Origin of the sequence: Pelomonas aquatica, from assembly GCF_026712205.1 — a bacterium.
In the GTDB taxonomy this organism is placed as follows: Bacteria; Pseudomonadota; Gammaproteobacteria; order Burkholderiales; family Burkholderiaceae_C; genus Pelomonas; species Pelomonas aquatica.
The window spans coordinates 165,432-180,968 of the sequence record NZ_JAPPUW010000008.1 but is presented as its reverse complement, the minus strand read 5'-3'; the positions used below and the strand labels follow the sequence as shown (position 1 = coordinate 180,968).

Here is a 15,537-nt window from a genome sequence, read left to right as displayed (position 1 = left end):
GTTCCTTAGTGTTTGTTCTTGAAGAGCACGCGGGCAAGGATGTTCAGCAGCAGCACGCCGACGGTGATCAGGAATACGCCGGCCCAGGCCAGCTTCTGCCAGTTCTCGTAGGGGCTCATCGCGAACTTGAAGATGGTGACCGGCAGGCTGGCCATCGGCGCGCCGAGGTCGCTGGTCCAGAACTGGTTGGACAGCGCGGTGAACAGCAGCGGCGCGGTCTCGCCGGACACGCGGGCCAGCGCCAGCATGATGCCGGTGATGACGCCGGCGCGCGCGGCCTTCAGCGTGATGGACAGGATGACCTTCCACTTGGGCGTGCCCAGCGCATAGGCCGCCTCGCGCAGCGCGTTGGGCACGAGGCTGAGCATGTTCTCCGTCGTGCGGATGACGACGGGGATGACCAGCAGGGCCAGGGCCAGCGAGCCGGCCAGGCCGGAAAAGCTCTTCAGCTTCGCGACGACGAGGGCGTAGACGAACAGCCCGATGACGATGGACGGTGCGGACAGCAGGATGTCGTTGATGAAGCGCACCGAGCTGCCGAGCCAGGTCTTCTGGCCGTACTCGGCCAGGTAGACGCCGGCCAGGATGCCGACCGGCGTGCCGATCAGCGTAGCCAAGCCGACCATGACGAAGCTGCCGAACAGCGCGTTGGCCAGGCCGCCGCCCTCGCCCTGCGGCGGCGGCGTCATCTGCGTGAAGGTGGCCCAGTTCAGGCCGCCCATGCCGAGGTAGATGGTCTCGAACAGGATCCAGACCAGCCAGAACACGCCGAAACCCATGGCCCCGAGGGACAGCGTCAGCGCGATCGCATTGACGCGCTTGCGCTTGTGGTGCATCGCCAGGCGGCGGGCGTCGATTGCGGACATGCTCATGCGCGCGCTCCTTCGCCCTTCTTCAGCCGCAGCAGCAGCAGCTTGGAGATGGACAGCACGACGAAGGTGATCAGGAAGAGGACGAGGCCGAGATACATCAGCGAGGCCTGGTGCAGGCCCTCGCCGGCCTCGGCGAACTCGTTGGCCAGCGTGGACGTGATGCTGTTGGCGGCCTCGAAGACCGACAGCGAGCTCAGCTGGTTCATGTTGCCGATGACGAAGGTGACGGCCATGGTCTCGCCCAGCGCGCGGCCCAGGCCCAGCATGACGCCGCCGACGACGCCGGTCTTGGTGAAGGGCAGCACGACCTTGGAGACGACCTCCCAGGTCGTCGCGCCCAGGCCGTAGGCGCTCTCCTTCAGCATCGGCGGCGTGACCTCGAAGACGTCGCGCATCACCGAGGCGATGAAGGGAATGATCATGATGGCCAGGATGATGCCGGCCGACAGGATGCCGATGCCCACCGGCGGGCCGGACACCAGCGAGCCCAGCACCGGCACACCGCCCAGCAGGGCCTGCAGCGGCTGCTGCACGAAGGTGGCCAGGATGGGGCCGAAGACCAGCAGGCCCCACATGCCGTAGACGATGGAGGGCACGGCCGCCAGCAGTTCGATGGCGATACCCAGCGGGCGCTTGAGCCAGCTGGGCGAGAGTTCGGTCAGGAAGATGGCGATGCCGAAGCTGACCGGCACGGCGATGACCAGCGCGATGAAGGACGAGGCCAGCGTGCCGTAGATCATCACGAGGCCGCCGAACTTCTCCTGCACCGGGTCCCAGTCGGCGCTGGTCAGGAAGCCCAGGCCGAAGGCCTTCAGCGCCGGCGTGGCGCCGACGACGAGGGAGCCGATGATGCCCACCATCACGGCCAGGGTCAGCCAGGCGGCGCCCTGGGACAGCGCGGCGAACAGCGTGTCGGCCCAGGGGGCGACGCGGCGGCGCGGGGGTTGGGGACTCATCGGCGCGGTTTGGGGCTGAGGTTCGCTTCGATCAGCGCCGGCGCTGTCGGCGGGAAGGATGGCTGCCAAGGAACCTCCGGAGGTCTGAAAGGAAAGGGCGCCGTCGATGTGCCAAAGCCCGGCAGCGCCGGGCCTGGCTCGGCGCCGAAGGCTTACTTGAAGGAAACGGCCTTGCCGGACGCGTCCTTGATCTCGCCCCACTGCTTGCGCACCAGATCCTTCACGCCGGCAGGCAGCGGCACGTAGTCGAGCTCGTCGGCCATCTTGTCGCCATTGCCGTAGGCCCATTCGAAGAACTTCAGCACGGCGGCGGCCTGGGCGGGCTTGTCCTGCGACTTGAACATCAGGATGTAGGTCGGGTTGGTGATGGGCCACGAGGCCTTGCCCGGCTGGTCGGTCGTGATCTGGTAGAAGGTCTTGTGCCAGTCGGCGCCGGCGGCCGCGGCCTTGAAGGCGTCGTCGCCGGGGTGGACCCACTGGCCTTCCTTGTTCTTCAGCTGCACGAAGGTCATCTTGTTCTGCTTCACATAGGCGTACTCGACGTAGCCGATGGAGTTGGGCAGGCGCTGCACGAAGGCGGCGACGCCCTCGTTGCCCTTGCCGGCCGTGCCGGCCAGCCACTTGACCGTCGTGCCTTCGCCGACCTTGTCCTTCCACTCGGGGCTGACCTTGGACAGGTAGTTCGTGAAGATGAAGGTGGTGCCGGAGCCGTCGGCGCGGGCCACCGGGGCGATGGCGGCATCGGGCAGCGCGATGCCGGGGTTCAGCGCGGTGATGGCCGCGTCGTTCCACTTCGTGATCTTGCCCATGTAAATCTCGGCCAGCACGGCACCGGTCAGCTTCATCTGGCCGGCGGCAACGCCCTTGATGTTGACGACGGGCACGACGCCGCCGATGACGGTCGGGAACTGCAGCAGGCCGTCCTTGGCCAGGTCTTCGTCCTTCAGCGGCATGTCGGAGGCGCCGAAGTCGACCGTCTTGGCCTTGATCTGCTTGATGCCGGCGCCAGAGCCGACGGACTGGTAGTTGATGCGGGCGCCGGAAGCCTTGTTGTAGGCGTCGGCCCACTTGGCGTAGATGGGCGCCGGGAAGGTGGCGCCGGCACCGGTCACGTCCTGGGCAAGGGCCGCCTGGGCGCCGAACAGCGCCGCCAAGGTGGAAATGAGCGCGAACGACTTGCTGACCTGAACAAAGTTCATCTGAGACACCTTCCGCTGAGCGGCTTTGACGATGCCCGGCATCCTAGGGACCGAATATGACGATTCGGTGACCATCGCCTGGGCCGGACGGCCATTGGAACGCGCTCGACGCCCTCTGTGAAGCCATCAGGCGCTGTTTTATGACAGCGTCATTTGAAGTTCACGCGACCGTCACATGACAGATTGCCGCAGACAAAGTGGTTTTGCCCCCTCGGAACGAAAAAGGCCGCTTCCATGGCGGCCTCAGCGGGGGAGTTGGCGCGGGGATCAGGCCGCGACGGCTTCCGCCAGGCGCTGGGCGCAGCGCTGCGCCAACGCGGCGTCCGAGGCCTCGACCATCACGCGCAGCAGCGGCTCGGTGCCCGAGGCGCGGATCAGCACCCGGCCGCGCCCGCCGAGTTCGGCCGTGACGGCGGTCTGCTCTTCGGCGAGACGGCTGTTGCCCTTCCAGTCCTGGCCGGCGGCCAGGCGCACGTTGATCAGCGTCTGCGGGAACAGGTCGACGCCCTGCAACTGCTCGGCAAGGCTGCGCCCGCTGCGGCAGACCGACTGCAGCACCAGCAGCGCGCTGACGATGCCGTCGCCGGTCGTGTGCTTGTCCAGCGCCAGCAGATGGCCGGAGCCCTCGCCGCCCAGCTGCCAGCCCCGCGCGGCCAGTTCCTCCAGCACATAGCGGTCGCCGACCTTGGCGCGCACGAACTCGACGTCGCGCGAGCGCAGCGCCAGCTCGACGGCCATATTGGTCATCAGCGTGCCGACGGCGCCGGGGACGCGCAGGCCCTGGTTGAGGCGATCCGCGACCATCACATAGAGCAGCTCGTCGCCGTTGTAGAGCCGGCCGCTGGCATCCACCAGCTGCAGCCGGTCGGCGTCGCCGTCCAGCGCGACGCCGTAATCCGCGCCGTGAGCCTTGACGGCCTCGACGAGGGCGGCCGGCGCGGTCGCGCCGACGCCCGCATTGATGTTGAAGCCGTCGGGCTTGCAGCCGATGGAGATGACTTCCGCCCCCAGCTCGTGGAAGACGTCGGGCGCGACGTGGTAGGCCGCGCCGTGGGCCGCATCGACGACGATCTTCATGCCCTTCAGCGTCAGGTCGGAGCCGAAGCTGTTCTTGCAGAACTCGATATAGCGGCCGCGGGCGTCCTCCAGGCGCTTGGCGCGCCCCAGGCTGGCCGAGTCCACCCACTGCGGGGCCTCGCCCAGCGCCGCTTCGACGGCCAGCTCCCAGGCATCGGGCAGCTTCTCGCCCTTGGCGGAGAAGAACTTGATGCCGTTGTCCTGGAAGGGGTTGTGCGAGGCGCTGATGACGACACCCAGGTCCTGGCGCAGCGCGCGTGTCAGATAGGCCACGCCCGGCGTCGGCAGCGGGCCGGTCAGCAGCACGTTGACGCCGGCGGACGCGAAGCCGGCCTCCAGCGCCGACTCGATCATGTAGCCGGAGATGCGCGTGTCCTTGCCGATCAGTACCGTCGGGCGCTTGGCGGTCTTGCGCAGCACGCTGCCGACGGCATGGCCCAGGCGCAGCATGAAGTCCGGCGTGATCGGGCTCTGGCCCACCGTGCCTCGAATGCCGTCGGTTCCAAAATACTTGCGGCTCATCGAGCTCTTCCTTCTATTCGGTGGCTGCAATTGTCGCCGCATCGACGGCGGCCCAGACCTTGAGGGCGTCCACCGTTGCGGCGACATCGTGCACGCGCAGCACGTTCGCGCCGGCGCCGACGGCGCGCAGCGCCGCGGCCAGGCTGGCGGGCAGGCGCTGGTCGACGGGGCGGCCCGTGATGTCGCCCAGCGTGCGCTTGCGCGACCAGCCGACCAGCAGCGGATGGCCCAGCCCGGCCAGGCGGCGCTGGCCGGCCAGCAGCTGCAGGTTGTGGCTGGCGTTCTTGGCGAAGCCATAGCCCGGGTCGAGCGCGATGCAGTCCGCCGGAATGCCGCAGGCCTGCGCGGCCTGGGCGCGCTGGGCCAGGAAGGCGGCGACCTCGGCCACCACGTCGCCGTACCAGGTCAGGTCCATCATCGACGCCGGCTCGCCGCGCATATGCATCAGGCAGACGCCCGCGCCGCTGCCGGCCATGGCCGCCAGCGCGCCGGGCATCTGCAGGGCCTGCACGTCGTTGACGATGTCGGCGCCGGCCTGCAGCGCGCGCCGCATCACCTCGGGCTTGTAGGTGTCGACCGAGACCGGCACGCCCAGCGTCACCGCCGCGTCCAGCACCTTGTCGATGCGCGCCCATTCGCAGTCGGCGTCGACGCGCGGCGCGCCGGGCCGCGTGGACTCGCCGCCGATGTCGAGGATGTCGGCCCCTTCCGCGACGAGGCGCTCGCAATGCGCGATCGCCGCACGCGTGTCGTCATGCCGGCCGCCATCCGAGAAGGAATCGGGCGTCACGTTGACGATGCCCATCACGCGCGGGCGGCTCAGGTCGATGCGGAAACGGCGGGTCTGCCAGTGCATGGTCTTGAATGGAAAACGGGCCCGGCTGGAGGCTGTCGGATCGGGAGGGGATCAGGCCGCGGCGGGAGCGCCATCGGTGCTGACCGGAGGCGTGCCGCCGGTCGGGCCGCTCGGCGTCGGCTTGTCGTCCGGCGCGCGTGGCGGGCGGCCGGCCATGATGTCCAGCACCTGGTCGCGGTCGATGGTTTCCCACTTCATCAGCGCCTCGGTCATGGTCTCGACCTTGTCGCGGTTGTCCTCGAGGATCTTCTGCGCGACGGCGTACTGCTCGTCGAGGATGCGGCGCATCTCGGCGTCGACCTTCTGCTGCGTGTTCTCGCTGATGTTGGCCGTCTTGGTCATGCTGCGGCCGAGGAAGACCTCGCCCTCGTTCTCGGCATAGACCATCGGGCCGAGCAGCTCGCTCATGCCGTAGCGCGTGACCATGTCGCGGGCGATGCGGGTCGCACGCTCGTAGTCGTTGGAGGCGCCCGTGGAGATGTCCTTCACGAACAGATCCTCGGCGATGCGGCCGCCGAACAGGATGCTGATCTCGTTGAGCATCTGCTTGAAGTAGCGGCTGTACTGGTCGCGCTCGGGCAGCTGCCAGGTCACGCCGAGAGCGCGGCCGCGCGGCATGATGGTGACCTTGTGGACCGGGTCGGTGCCCGGCAGCATCTCGGCAACGATGGCGTGGCCGGACTCGTGGTAGGCCGTGGCGCGCTTCTCGTCCTCGGTCATGACCATGCTCTTGCGCTCGGGGCCCATGTAGAGCTTGTCCTTGGCGCGCTCGAAGTCGATCATCTCGACGAGGCGGGCGTTGCGGCGGGCGGCGAACAGCGCGGCCTCGTTGACGAGGTTGGCCAGGTCCGCACCGCTCATGCCGGGCGTGCCGCGGGCCAGGATGGACGCGTTGACGTCCTGGCCGATCGGCACCTTGCGCATGTGCACGTTGAGGATCTGCTCGCGGCCGCGGATGTCGGGCAGCGTGACGTAGACCTGGCGGTCGAAACGGCCGGGGCGCAGCAGGGCCGGGTCGAGAATGTCGGGGCGGTTGGTGGCCGCGATGACGATGACGCCGAGGTTGGTGTCGAAGCCGTCCATCTCGACCAGCATCTGGTTCAGCGTCTGCTCGCGCTCGTCGTTGCCGCCGCCGAGGCCGGCACCGCGGTGGCGGCCGACCGCGTCGATCTCGTCGATGAAGATGATGCAGGGCGCGCTCTTCTTGGCCTGCTCGAACATGTCGCGCACGCGGGCCGCGCCGACGCCGACGAACATCTCGACGAAGTCGGAGCCCGAGATCGTGAAGAAGGGCACCTTGGCCTCGCCTGCGATGGACTTGGCCAGCAGCGTCTTGCCGGTGCCCGGCGGGCCAACCATCAGCACGCCGCGCGGGATGCGGCCGCCGAGCTTCTGGAACTTCTGCGGATCCTTCAGGAAGTCGACCAGTTCCTTCACCTCTTCCTTGGCCTCGTCGCAACCGGCCACGTCAGCGAAGGTGATGGTGTTGTTGTTCTCGTCCAGCATGCGGGCCTTGGATTTGCCGAAGCTGAACGCCCCGCCCTTGCCGCCGCCCTGCATCTGGCGCATGAAATAGACCCAGACGCCGATCAGCAGCAGCATGGGCGTCCAGTTGATCAGCATGCTGATCAGGAAGCTCTGCTCCTCGCGCGGCTTCACGTCGAACTTGATGCCGTTGTTGCGCAGGTCGCCGATCAGCCCGCGGTCCAGATAGGTGGCCGTCACGCGCAGCTTCTTGCCGTCGGTCGTCTCGGCCAGGATCTCGGCACCACTGGCGCCGCCTTCGGTCAGCGTGACCTGCTTGATGCGGCGCGCCTGCACCTCATCGAGGAACTCGGAATAGCCGATCTGGTTGCCCGGCGCCGTCGCACCGCCGAACTGCTTGACGACCGCGAACAGCACCAGCGCGATCACGATCCAGACGGCGAATTTCGAAAACCATTGATTGTTCACTGCGACTCCTTGGCCCTGACGACCCAGCGCGGGTTTCAGGACAGTGGGGGCGATTTTAGGCGACGCAAGGGGGCCAGCCCTGGGCTCAGCGGGGTTTCAGGCCGATACCGACCAAGAATGTCTCGGAGGAACGCTCCCGCGAGGCCTTGGGCTTGACCACCTTGACGGTCTTGAACTGCGCCCTGAACAGCAGCACCAGCTCGTTGTAGCCGCTGCCGTGGAAGACCTTGGCCACCAGCGCGCCCTCGGGCTTGAGATGCCGGCTGGCGAAGTCCACGGCCAGCTCGATGAGGTTGGAGATGCGGGCGGCATCGGTGGACGCAATGCCCGACAAGTTGGGCGCCATGTCCGACACGACGACGTCAACCGGCCGGCCGGCCAGCGCCGCCTCCAGCTGGGCGAGCACCGCGTCTTCCTGAAAATCGCCCTGGATGAACTGCACGCCCTCGATGGGCTCGAAGTCCAGCAGGTCCAGCGCGATGATGGTGCCGTTGAGCTGGCCCACGGCCGCCCCGCCCTGCCCCGCCTCCTTGGGCGCGAACCTGCGGCGCAGGTACTGGCTCCAGGCGCCGGGCGTGGCGCCCAGGTCCACCACCACCTGGCCCGGGCGGATCAGCTTGAGCTCCTCGTCGATCTCCTTGAGTTTGTAGGCCGCGCGGGACCGGTAGCCGTCCTTCTGGGCCTGCTGCACATAGGGGTCGCTGACATGGTTATTGAGCCACGCCTTGTTGAGCTTCTTGCTTTTGGTTTGAGTTTTCATGCCTACGGGATAATACGGGGATGCCTCAAATCAACCTGACCCCCACCCAGCGCCGGGAAAAGCGCGCCGATGCCCACCATCTCGACCCCGTCGTGATGGTCGGTGGCGAGGGCCTGACGCCTGCCGTCGTCAAGGAAACCGACGCCGCGCTGAACGCCCATGGCCTGATCAAGGTGCGGGTTCAGGGCGACGACCGTGAGGCGCGCGAGGCGATGTTCGTGCAGCTCTGCGACGAGTTGAACGCCGCGCCCATCCAGCACATCGGCAAGTTGCTGGTGCTGTGGCGCCCTATCCCCGAGAAGCCCAAGGCCGAACGTGAGGGCGTCATGCCCGGCCCGCGCGTCGTCAAGATCGTCAAGTTCTCCAAGAGCGGCAACGGCCGCCCGCAGATCAACAAGGTCAAGGTCATGGGCAATGAGCGCGTGACCCAGGGCGGAGAGATCAAGCGCATCAAGAAGCGCAGCAAGACCACCAGCGTCAAGAAGACCTTCGCGGACTGATCCAGGCCAGGGCCAGCACGGCCAGGCCCTTGACACCAAAGAAGCCCAGCGACACGCCGTGCAGCGCCGCGAATGACGCGATGCCGTGGCCGGCCTTCGCATCCGCCATCATGGGCTGCAGGCCGTAGTAGCCGGCGACGGTGCAGAACAGCGCCACGGCAGGCAGCAGCAGGCGAGCCGAGAACTGCTCACTGGCGCCGCCCGCCTCGACCGCATCCCGCGCGATGCGGCGCTCTATCATCATCAACACCAGGCCCAGCGCGAGGCTGACCTGCGCCTCGACCGCGAACACGCGCGCGACAAAGGCACCTGCCTGAACCCGCTCCAGCACCGCGAAGGCGCTCGGCGCCGCAGCGAAGGCCACACACAGCAAAAAGCCGCCCCAAAGGGCGGCCAGCAGGGCTTGGAGCCGAGCGAGCATCACTCGTAACGCACTTCAACGATCTCGTAGCGGCGCACGCCGCCCGGGGCTTGCACCTCGGCCACGTCGCCGGCTTCCTTGCCGATCAGCGCGCGGGCGATGGGCGAGCTGACGGAGATGCGGCCCAGCTTGATGTCGGCCTCGTCGTCGCCGGTGATCTGGTAGGTCACGGCCTTGCCGCTGTCCTCGTCCTCGAGGTCCACCGTCGCGCCGAAGACCACGCGGCCGCCGGCGTCCAGCGACGCGGGGTCGATGATCTGCGCCGCCGCCAGCTTGCCTTCGATCTCGAGGATGCGGCCTTCGATGAAGCCCTGCTTGTCCTTGGCCGCGTCGTACTCGGCGTTTTCGCTCAGGTCGCCCTGGGCGCGCGCCTCGGCGATCGCCTGGACGACGGCGTGACGCTCGACGGTCTTGAGGCGGTGCAGCTCGGCCTTCAGCGACTCGGCGCCGCGCTTGGTCAGGGGAATGGTCGTCATGTCAAAACTCGATGGCAAAAAGAGTTCCGCCGCTGCGGCCTGTTCATCAGGCTGCGGCGGCGGAATCGATGGTCGGCATTTTAAGGCAGCCGGGGCGTCGATCATGACAACGAGCTGATCGCAGAAACCCTGACTTACCAAGCGACTGCCGTGGAACCGGCTTTGCCGGGCCACTGGCAGTGCCCCCTTGAGGGGGGCGGCGCAGCCGGTACGGGGTGGGCCGTTACACCAGCTCGGCGTGCAGTTCCTGCAGGGATTGCACGAGCAGGCCGTCCTGGTGCTTCATGCCTTCGACGGCGGCTTCGCAGCCGGCCATCGTCGTGTAGTAGGTCACGCGGTTGGCCAGGGCCGCCTGGCGAATGTAGCGGCTGTCGGCGATGGCTGTGCGGGTCTCGTCCACCGTCGTGAAGACGAGCTGGATGTCGCCGCCCTTGAGCGCATCGACGATGTGCGGGCGGCCGTCCTTGATCTTGTTGATCAGCTTGACCGGCACGCCGGCCTCGCCGATGGCGGCGGCCGTGCCCCTGGTCGCGACGATGCCGAAGCCCAGCGCATGCAGGTCCTTGGCGATGGCGACCGCGCGGTCCTTGTCGTTGTTCTTGACCGTGATTAGCACATTGCCCTGGCGCGGCAGGCGCGAGCCGGCGCCGATCTGGCTCTTCAGCATCGCTTCGCCGAAGGTCTTCGCCGCGCCCATCACCTCGCCGGTCGAACGCATCTCGGGGCTGAGGATGGGGTCCACGCCCGGGAACTTGTTGAACGGGAAGACGGCTTCCTTGACGCTGTAATAGGGCGGCACGACCTCGCGCGGCACGCGGCCGTTGCGGTCACGCTGGTCCTTGAGCTTCACGCCGGCCATGCAGCGGGCGGCGATCTTGGCGAGCTGCTGGCCGGTGGCCTTGGAGACGTAAGGCACCGTGCGCGAGGCGCGCGGGTTCACCTCCAGCACATAGATCGTGCAGTGCGCCAGACCCTGGGTCACATCGCCCTGGATGGCGAACTGCACATTCATCAGGCCGACGACCTTCAGCGCCTTGGCCATCGCGGCCGTCTGGCGGCGCAGTTCGTCCTGCACGTCGGCGGCCAGCGTGTAGGGCGGCAGCGAGCAGGCCGAGTCGCCGGAGTGGATGCCGGCCGCCTCGATGTGCTCCATGATGCCGCCGATCATCGTGTCGACGCCGTCACTGATGCAGTCCACGTCGACCTCGACGGCATCCTGCAGGAAGTGGTCCAGCAGCACGGGCGACTTCTCGGACACGCGCACGGCCTCGCGCATATAGCGCTCGAGATCCTTGTCGCCGTGCACGATCTCCATCGCGCGGCCACCCAGCACATAGCTCGGGCGAACGACCAGCGGGTAGCCGATCTCGTTGGCCAGCGTGACGGCCTGCTCCTCGGTGCGCGCCGTGCGGTTGGGCGGCTGCTTCAGGCCCAGCTCGTGCAACAGCTTCTGGAAGCGCTCGCGGTCCTCGGCGATGTCGATGCTGTCGGGCGTCGTGCCGATGATGGGCACGCCGGCGCGCTCCAGGTCGAGCGCGAGCTTGAGCGGCGTCTGGCCGCCGTACTGCACGATGACGCCGGCCGGCTTTTCCTTGTCGACGATCTCGAGCACGTCTTCCAGCGTGACGGGCTCGAAATAGAGGCGGTCGCTGGTGTCGTAGTCGGTCGAGACGGTCTCGGGGTTGCAGTTGACCATCAGCGTTTCAAACCCGTCCTCGCGCATCGCGAGGGCGGCATGCACGCAGCAGTAGTCGAACTCGATGCCCTGGCCGATGCGGTTCGGGCCGCCGCCCAGCACCATGATCTTCTTCTTGTCCGTCGGCGCGGCCTCGCACTCGGCGCCCTCGCCTTCGTAGGTCGAGTACATGTACGCGGTCTGCGTCGAGAACTCGGCCGCGCAGGTGTCCACGCGCTTGTAGACCGGGCGCACGTTCAGCGCATGGCGGCGCTCGCGCACGGCGTGCTGGTGGGTGCCCAGCAGCTTGGCCAGGCGCTTGTCCGAGAAGCCCTTGGTCTTCAGCAGGCGCAGCTCGGCCTCGGTGATCGATTCAATCGCGCGGCCCTTCAGGTCGGCTTCGATCTGGATCAACTGCTCGATCTGCGCGAGGAACCACGGGTCCACGGCGGTCTCGTCATGGATCTCGTCCAGCGTCATGCCGATGCGGAAGGCGTCGGCCAGGAACAGGATGCGCTCCGGGCCGGCCTCGCCGATCTCCTGCACGATCTCCTCGCGGTCGGTCGAGCGCTCGGTCAGGCCGTCGATACCGGTCTCCAGGCCGCGCAGCGCCTTCTGGAAGCTCTCCTGGAAGGTGCGGCCCATGGCCATCACCTCGCCGACGGACTTCATCTGCGTCGTCAGGCGCGAGTCGGCCATCGGGAACTTTTCGAAGGCGAAGCGCGGGATCTTGGTGACGACGTAGTCGATGCTGGGCTCGAAGCTCGCCGGCGTGGCGCCGCCGGTGATGTCGTTCTTCAGCTCGTCCAGCGTGTAGCCGACGGCCAGCTTGGCCGCGACCTTGGCGATGGGAAAGCCCGTGGCCTTGGACGCCAGCGCGGACGAGCGCGACACGCGCGGGTTCATCTCGATGACGATCATGCGGCCGTTGGCCGGGTTGATCGAGAACTGCACGTTGGAGCCGCCGGTGTCCACGCCGATCTCGCGCAGCACCGCGAGCGACGCGTTGCGCAGCAGCTGGTATTCCTTGTCCGACAGCGTCTGGCTCGGTGCCACGGTGATGGAGTCACCCGTATGGATGCCCATCGGGTCAAGGTTCTCGATGGAGCAGACGATGATGCAGTTGTCCGCCTTGTCGCGGACGACTTCCATCTCGTATTCCTTCCAGCCGATCAGGCTCTCTTCGATGAGCAGCTCGTTGGTGGGCGAGAGGTCGAGGCCGCGCTTGCAGATGGTCTCGAACTCTTCCGGGTTGTAGGCGATGCCGCCGCCGGTGCCGCCGAGCGTGAAGCTGGGGCGGATGACCATCGGGAAGCCGGCGCCGCCGATCTCGGCGTGGATGCGCTTCTGCACGGTCCAGGCCTCTTCCAGCGTGTGCGCGATGCCGGACTTGGCCGAGTCCAGGCCGATCTTGGTCATCGCGTCCTTGAACTTCAGGCGGTCCTCGGCCTTCTCGATGGCGACCTCGTTGGCGCCGATCATCTCGACGCCGTACCTGGCCAGCACGCCATGCTTGTGCAGGTCCAGCGCGCAGTTCAGCGCGGTCTGGCCGCCCATGGTCGGCAGCACCGCGTCCGGGCGCTCCTTGGCGATGATCTTCTCCACCACCTGCCAGGTGATGGGCTCGATGTAGGTGACGTCCGCCGTGTCCGGGTCCGTCATGATGGTCGCCGGGTTGCTGTTGACCAGGACGACCTTGTAGCCCTCCTCGCGCAGCGCCTTGCAGGCCTGGGCGCCGGAGTAGTCGAACTCGCAGGCCTGACCGATGATGATCGGGCCGGCGCCGATGATGAGGATGCTCTTGAGGTCTGTACGTTTTGGCATGGCTTGCGAGTCTGCTTAGAGCGTGGCCGTGGCCAGCTTGGCCCCGAACCCAACGAAAAGTGCACCGACGCTGGCGTTGGCCGCGCCAGACAGTCGACGCCGCGCACGGAAGGCCGCCGCGAGGCGGGCACCGGCAAAGATCAGCGTCGAGAGGTAGAGGAAGCTAAAGCCCTGGATGATGGAACCCAGGATCAGGAAGGTCAGCGCCGGACGCGGATAGGCCGGGTCGACGAACTGGATGAAGAAGGACAACAGGAAGGCGATGGCCTTGGGGTTCAGCAGGCTGACGACCAGGGCCTTGCGGAAGGGCTGGTTCGCATCCACGGCGCGGGGCGCTTCGGACTTGACATCGCCGCGCCAGGCGCCCAGCGCACCGCGCAGCAGCTGGATGCCGATCCAACCGAGGTAGACCGCGCCCACCATCTTCACGACGAAGAAGATCTGCGGGCTGGCCATCAGCAGCGACGCACCACCGGCGGCCGCCGCCGTCATCAGCACCGTGTCGCCGACGAACACGCCGCAGGCCGCCGTGTAGCCGGCGCGCACGCCACGCTGCGCCGCGACGGACAGCACGTACAGCGAATTGGGGCCGGGCAGCAGGATGATGAAGATGGCTGCCGCGACGAAGGTGCCGAGGTCGGTGATGCCGAACATGAGTGCCTCCTTCAGGCCTTGCTCATCATCGAAACGAAACGGTCGAACAGATAGGCGATGTCGTGCGGGCCGGGGCTGGCTTCCGGGTGGCCCTGGAAGCTGAAGGCCGGCTTGTCGGTGCGGGCGATGCCCTGCAGCGTGCCGTCGAACAGGCTCACATGGGTCGCGCGCAGATGGGCGGGCAGCGTGTCGGGGTCGACCGCGAAGCCGTGGTTCTGGCTGGTGATGCCGACGCGGCCGCTGTCCAGGTCCTTGACCGGATGGTTGGCACCGTGGTGGCCGAACTTCATCTTGAAGGTCTTCGCTCCGCTAGCCAGCGCCAGGATCTGGTGGCCCAGGCAGATGCCGAACACGGGAATGCCGGACTCGATCAGTTGGGCCGTGGCCTTGATCGCGTAGTCGCAGGGTTCCGGGTCGCCAGGGCCGTTGGACAGGAAGACGCCGTCCGGCTCCAGGTCGAACACGGCGCTGGCGGGCGTCTGCGCGGGCACGATGGTGACCTTGCAGCCACGCGAGGCCAGCATGCGCAGGATGTTGCTCTTCACGCCGAAGTCGTAGGCGACGACGTGGAACTTAGGCGCCGCCTGCGTGCCGAAGCCGCTGCCCAGCTTCCATTCGGTCTCGGTCCAGACCTCACGCTCGCTGCGGCTGACGACCTTGGCCAGGTCCAGGCCAGCCATGGACGGCGCGGCCTTGGCGGCGGCAAGCGCAGCATCGATGTGGGCCTGCGTCAGCGCCTCGCCCGCGGGCAGCGCCAGGATGCAGCCGTTCTGCGCGCCGTGGGTGCGCAGCACGCGCGTCAGGCGGCGCGTGTCCAGGCCGGCGATGGCCACCGTGCCCTGCTCGCGCAGATAGGCGTCCAGCGTCCTGCCGGAACGGAAGTTGGATGCACGGATCGGCAGATCCTTGATGACGAGGCCGGCCGCGAAGACCTTGGACGATTCGACGTCTTCCTCGCTGATGCCGTAGCTGCCGATGTGCGGATAGGTCAGCGTGACGATCTGGCGGCAGTAGCTCGGGTCGGTCAGGATTTCCTGGTAGCCGGTCAGCGCGGTGTTGAACACCACTTCGCCGACCGTCTGGCCCGTTGCGCCGATGGACTGGCCTCGGAACACCGTCCCATCCGCCAGAGCCAGGATTGCTTGAGGGGGATGGAGCAGGTCGGTCAGCACAGGGGTCTCCGCAAATGGCGCGCGTGGCAGGCGTCAACCCCGTCCGAGGACGGATCAGCTCAAGAAACTGAGGGGTTTGCGCCGGATAGCGACAGGGGTCGAGATGGGTTCAGGTAAACCCATCGAGTATAGCCGACTGGGGTTAGTACGGAGACTTCGTGACCGCTTCGTGACGCGTCAAAGTGCCGCGATGCCGGCGCGACCGATCTCCACGTCCTCGCTGGACTTGACACCGCTGACGCCGATGGCGCCCACGCACTGGCCGTCGACGAGGATGGGCACGCCGCCTTCCAGCAGCCCCTGCAGGCCGGGCGCGCTGAGGAAGGACACGCGGCCCTGGTTGATCATGTCCTCGTAGCTCTTGCTCTCGCGGCGGCCGAGCGCGGCCGTGTGCGCCTTGGCCGGCGCGATCTGGGCCGAGATGGGCGCGGCGCCGTCCAGGCGCTGCAGCCACAGCAGATGGCCGCCGGCGTCGACGATGGCGATGCTGACGGCCCAGCCCTGCTGGCGCGCATGCGCCTCGGCGGCAGCGGCGATGCGTTTGACGTCTTCGAGTTCGAGTTGGGCTTGCTGTTTCATGGTCTTGATTTGAGGGATCCAGACCCCAATGTAGCCGCCTG

Annotated in this window: 14 protein-coding genes; 1 reads left to right on the top strand and 13 read right to left on the bottom strand. The window is 67.3% G+C overall.

Annotated features, from left to right (window positions below):
• Positions 1–5 precede the first annotated feature (5 nt).
• From pstA to NYP07_RS10665, 7 genes are all read right to left on the bottom strand, one after another.
• Positions 6–872 carry a phosphate ABC transporter permease PstA gene (gene pstA, locus NYP07_RS10695; protein WP_268150174.1) on the bottom strand — a complete coding sequence of 289 codons (867 nt, stop codon included), beginning with the start codon at positions 870–872 and terminating at the stop codon, positions 6–8.
• Positions 869–1,828 (bottom strand): phosphate ABC transporter permease subunit PstC, encoded by a 960-nt coding sequence (gene pstC / locus NYP07_RS10690; protein WP_268150172.1) that lies wholly within the window; start codon positions 1,826–1,828, stop codon positions 869–871. Before pstC ends, pstA begins: the two co-directional genes overlap by 4 nt.
• 152 nt (positions 1,829–1,980) lie before the next feature.
• Positions 1,981–3,027, bottom strand: coding sequence for a phosphate ABC transporter substrate-binding protein PstS (gene pstS, locus NYP07_RS10685; protein ID WP_268150170.1), 1,047 nt, complete (start codon positions 3,025–3,027; stop codon positions 1,981–1,983).
• Between the two features lie 267 nt (positions 3,028–3,294).
• Positions 3,295–4,626 carry a phosphoglucosamine mutase gene (gene glmM / locus NYP07_RS10680; protein ID WP_268150168.1) on the bottom strand — a complete coding sequence of 444 codons (1,332 nt, stop codon included), beginning with the start codon at positions 4,624–4,626 and terminating at the stop codon, positions 3,295–3,297.
• Between the two features lie 13 nt (positions 4,627–4,639).
• Positions 4,640–5,482 carry a dihydropteroate synthase gene (gene folP / locus NYP07_RS10675; RefSeq protein WP_268150166.1) on the bottom strand — a complete coding sequence of 281 codons (843 nt, stop codon included), beginning with the start codon at positions 5,480–5,482 and terminating at the stop codon, positions 4,640–4,642.
• 51 nt (positions 5,483–5,533) lie between these two features.
• Positions 5,534–7,435, bottom strand: a complete 1,902-nt coding sequence (ftsH, locus tag NYP07_RS10670) for an ATP-dependent zinc metalloprotease FtsH (RefSeq protein WP_268150164.1) — start codon at positions 7,433–7,435, stop codon at positions 5,534–5,536.
• 85 nt (positions 7,436–7,520) lie between these two features.
• Positions 7,521–8,195: an RlmE family RNA methyltransferase gene (locus NYP07_RS10665; protein WP_268150162.1), complete on the bottom strand. Its 675-nt coding sequence runs from the start codon at positions 8,193–8,195 to the stop codon at positions 7,521–7,523.
• 20 nt (positions 8,196–8,215) lie between these two features.
• Between NYP07_RS10665 and NYP07_RS10660 the strand changes: the two genes are divergently transcribed.
• The gene (locus tag NYP07_RS10660) at positions 8,216–8,695 is read left to right on the top strand and encodes a YhbY family RNA-binding protein (RefSeq protein ID WP_268150160.1); all 480 of its coding nucleotides are present in this window, start codon (positions 8,216–8,218) and stop codon (positions 8,693–8,695) included.
• Here NYP07_RS10660 and NYP07_RS10655 read toward each other — a convergent pair.
• The 6 genes from NYP07_RS10655 to NYP07_RS10630 form a co-directional block, all read right to left on the bottom strand.
• Entirely contained in the window at positions 8,673–9,116 is a 444-nt protein-coding gene (locus NYP07_RS10655; protein WP_268150158.1) for a DUF4149 domain-containing protein, read from the bottom strand. The two genes, NYP07_RS10660 and NYP07_RS10655, sit on opposite strands and share 23 nt — an antisense overlap.
• Positions 9,116–9,592 (bottom strand): transcription elongation factor GreA, encoded by a 477-nt coding sequence (gene greA, locus NYP07_RS10650; protein WP_268150156.1) that lies wholly within the window; start codon positions 9,590–9,592, stop codon positions 9,116–9,118. Before greA ends, NYP07_RS10655 begins: the two co-directional genes overlap by 1 nt.
• Positions 9,593–9,815: 223 nt before the next feature.
• A complete protein-coding gene (carB, locus tag NYP07_RS10645; RefSeq protein ID WP_268150154.1) occupies positions 9,816–13,091 on the bottom strand; it encodes a carbamoyl-phosphate synthase large subunit in 3,276 nt (1,091 codons plus the stop codon).
• 15 nt (positions 13,092–13,106) lie between these two features.
• Positions 13,107–13,745: a leucine efflux protein LeuE gene (gene leuE / locus NYP07_RS10640; RefSeq protein WP_268150152.1), complete on the bottom strand. Its 639-nt coding sequence runs from the start codon at positions 13,743–13,745 to the stop codon at positions 13,107–13,109.
• A gap of 11 nt (positions 13,746–13,756) precedes the next feature.
• Entirely contained in the window at positions 13,757–14,917 is a 1,161-nt protein-coding gene (carA, locus tag NYP07_RS10635) for a glutamine-hydrolyzing carbamoyl-phosphate synthase small subunit (RefSeq protein WP_268150150.1), read from the bottom strand.
• A gap of 177 nt (positions 14,918–15,094) precedes the next feature.
• Positions 15,095–15,496, bottom strand: coding sequence for a GlcG/HbpS family heme-binding protein (locus tag NYP07_RS10630; RefSeq protein ID WP_268150148.1), 402 nt, complete (start codon positions 15,494–15,496; stop codon positions 15,095–15,097).
• Between the last annotated feature and the right edge of the window lie 41 nt (positions 15,497–15,537).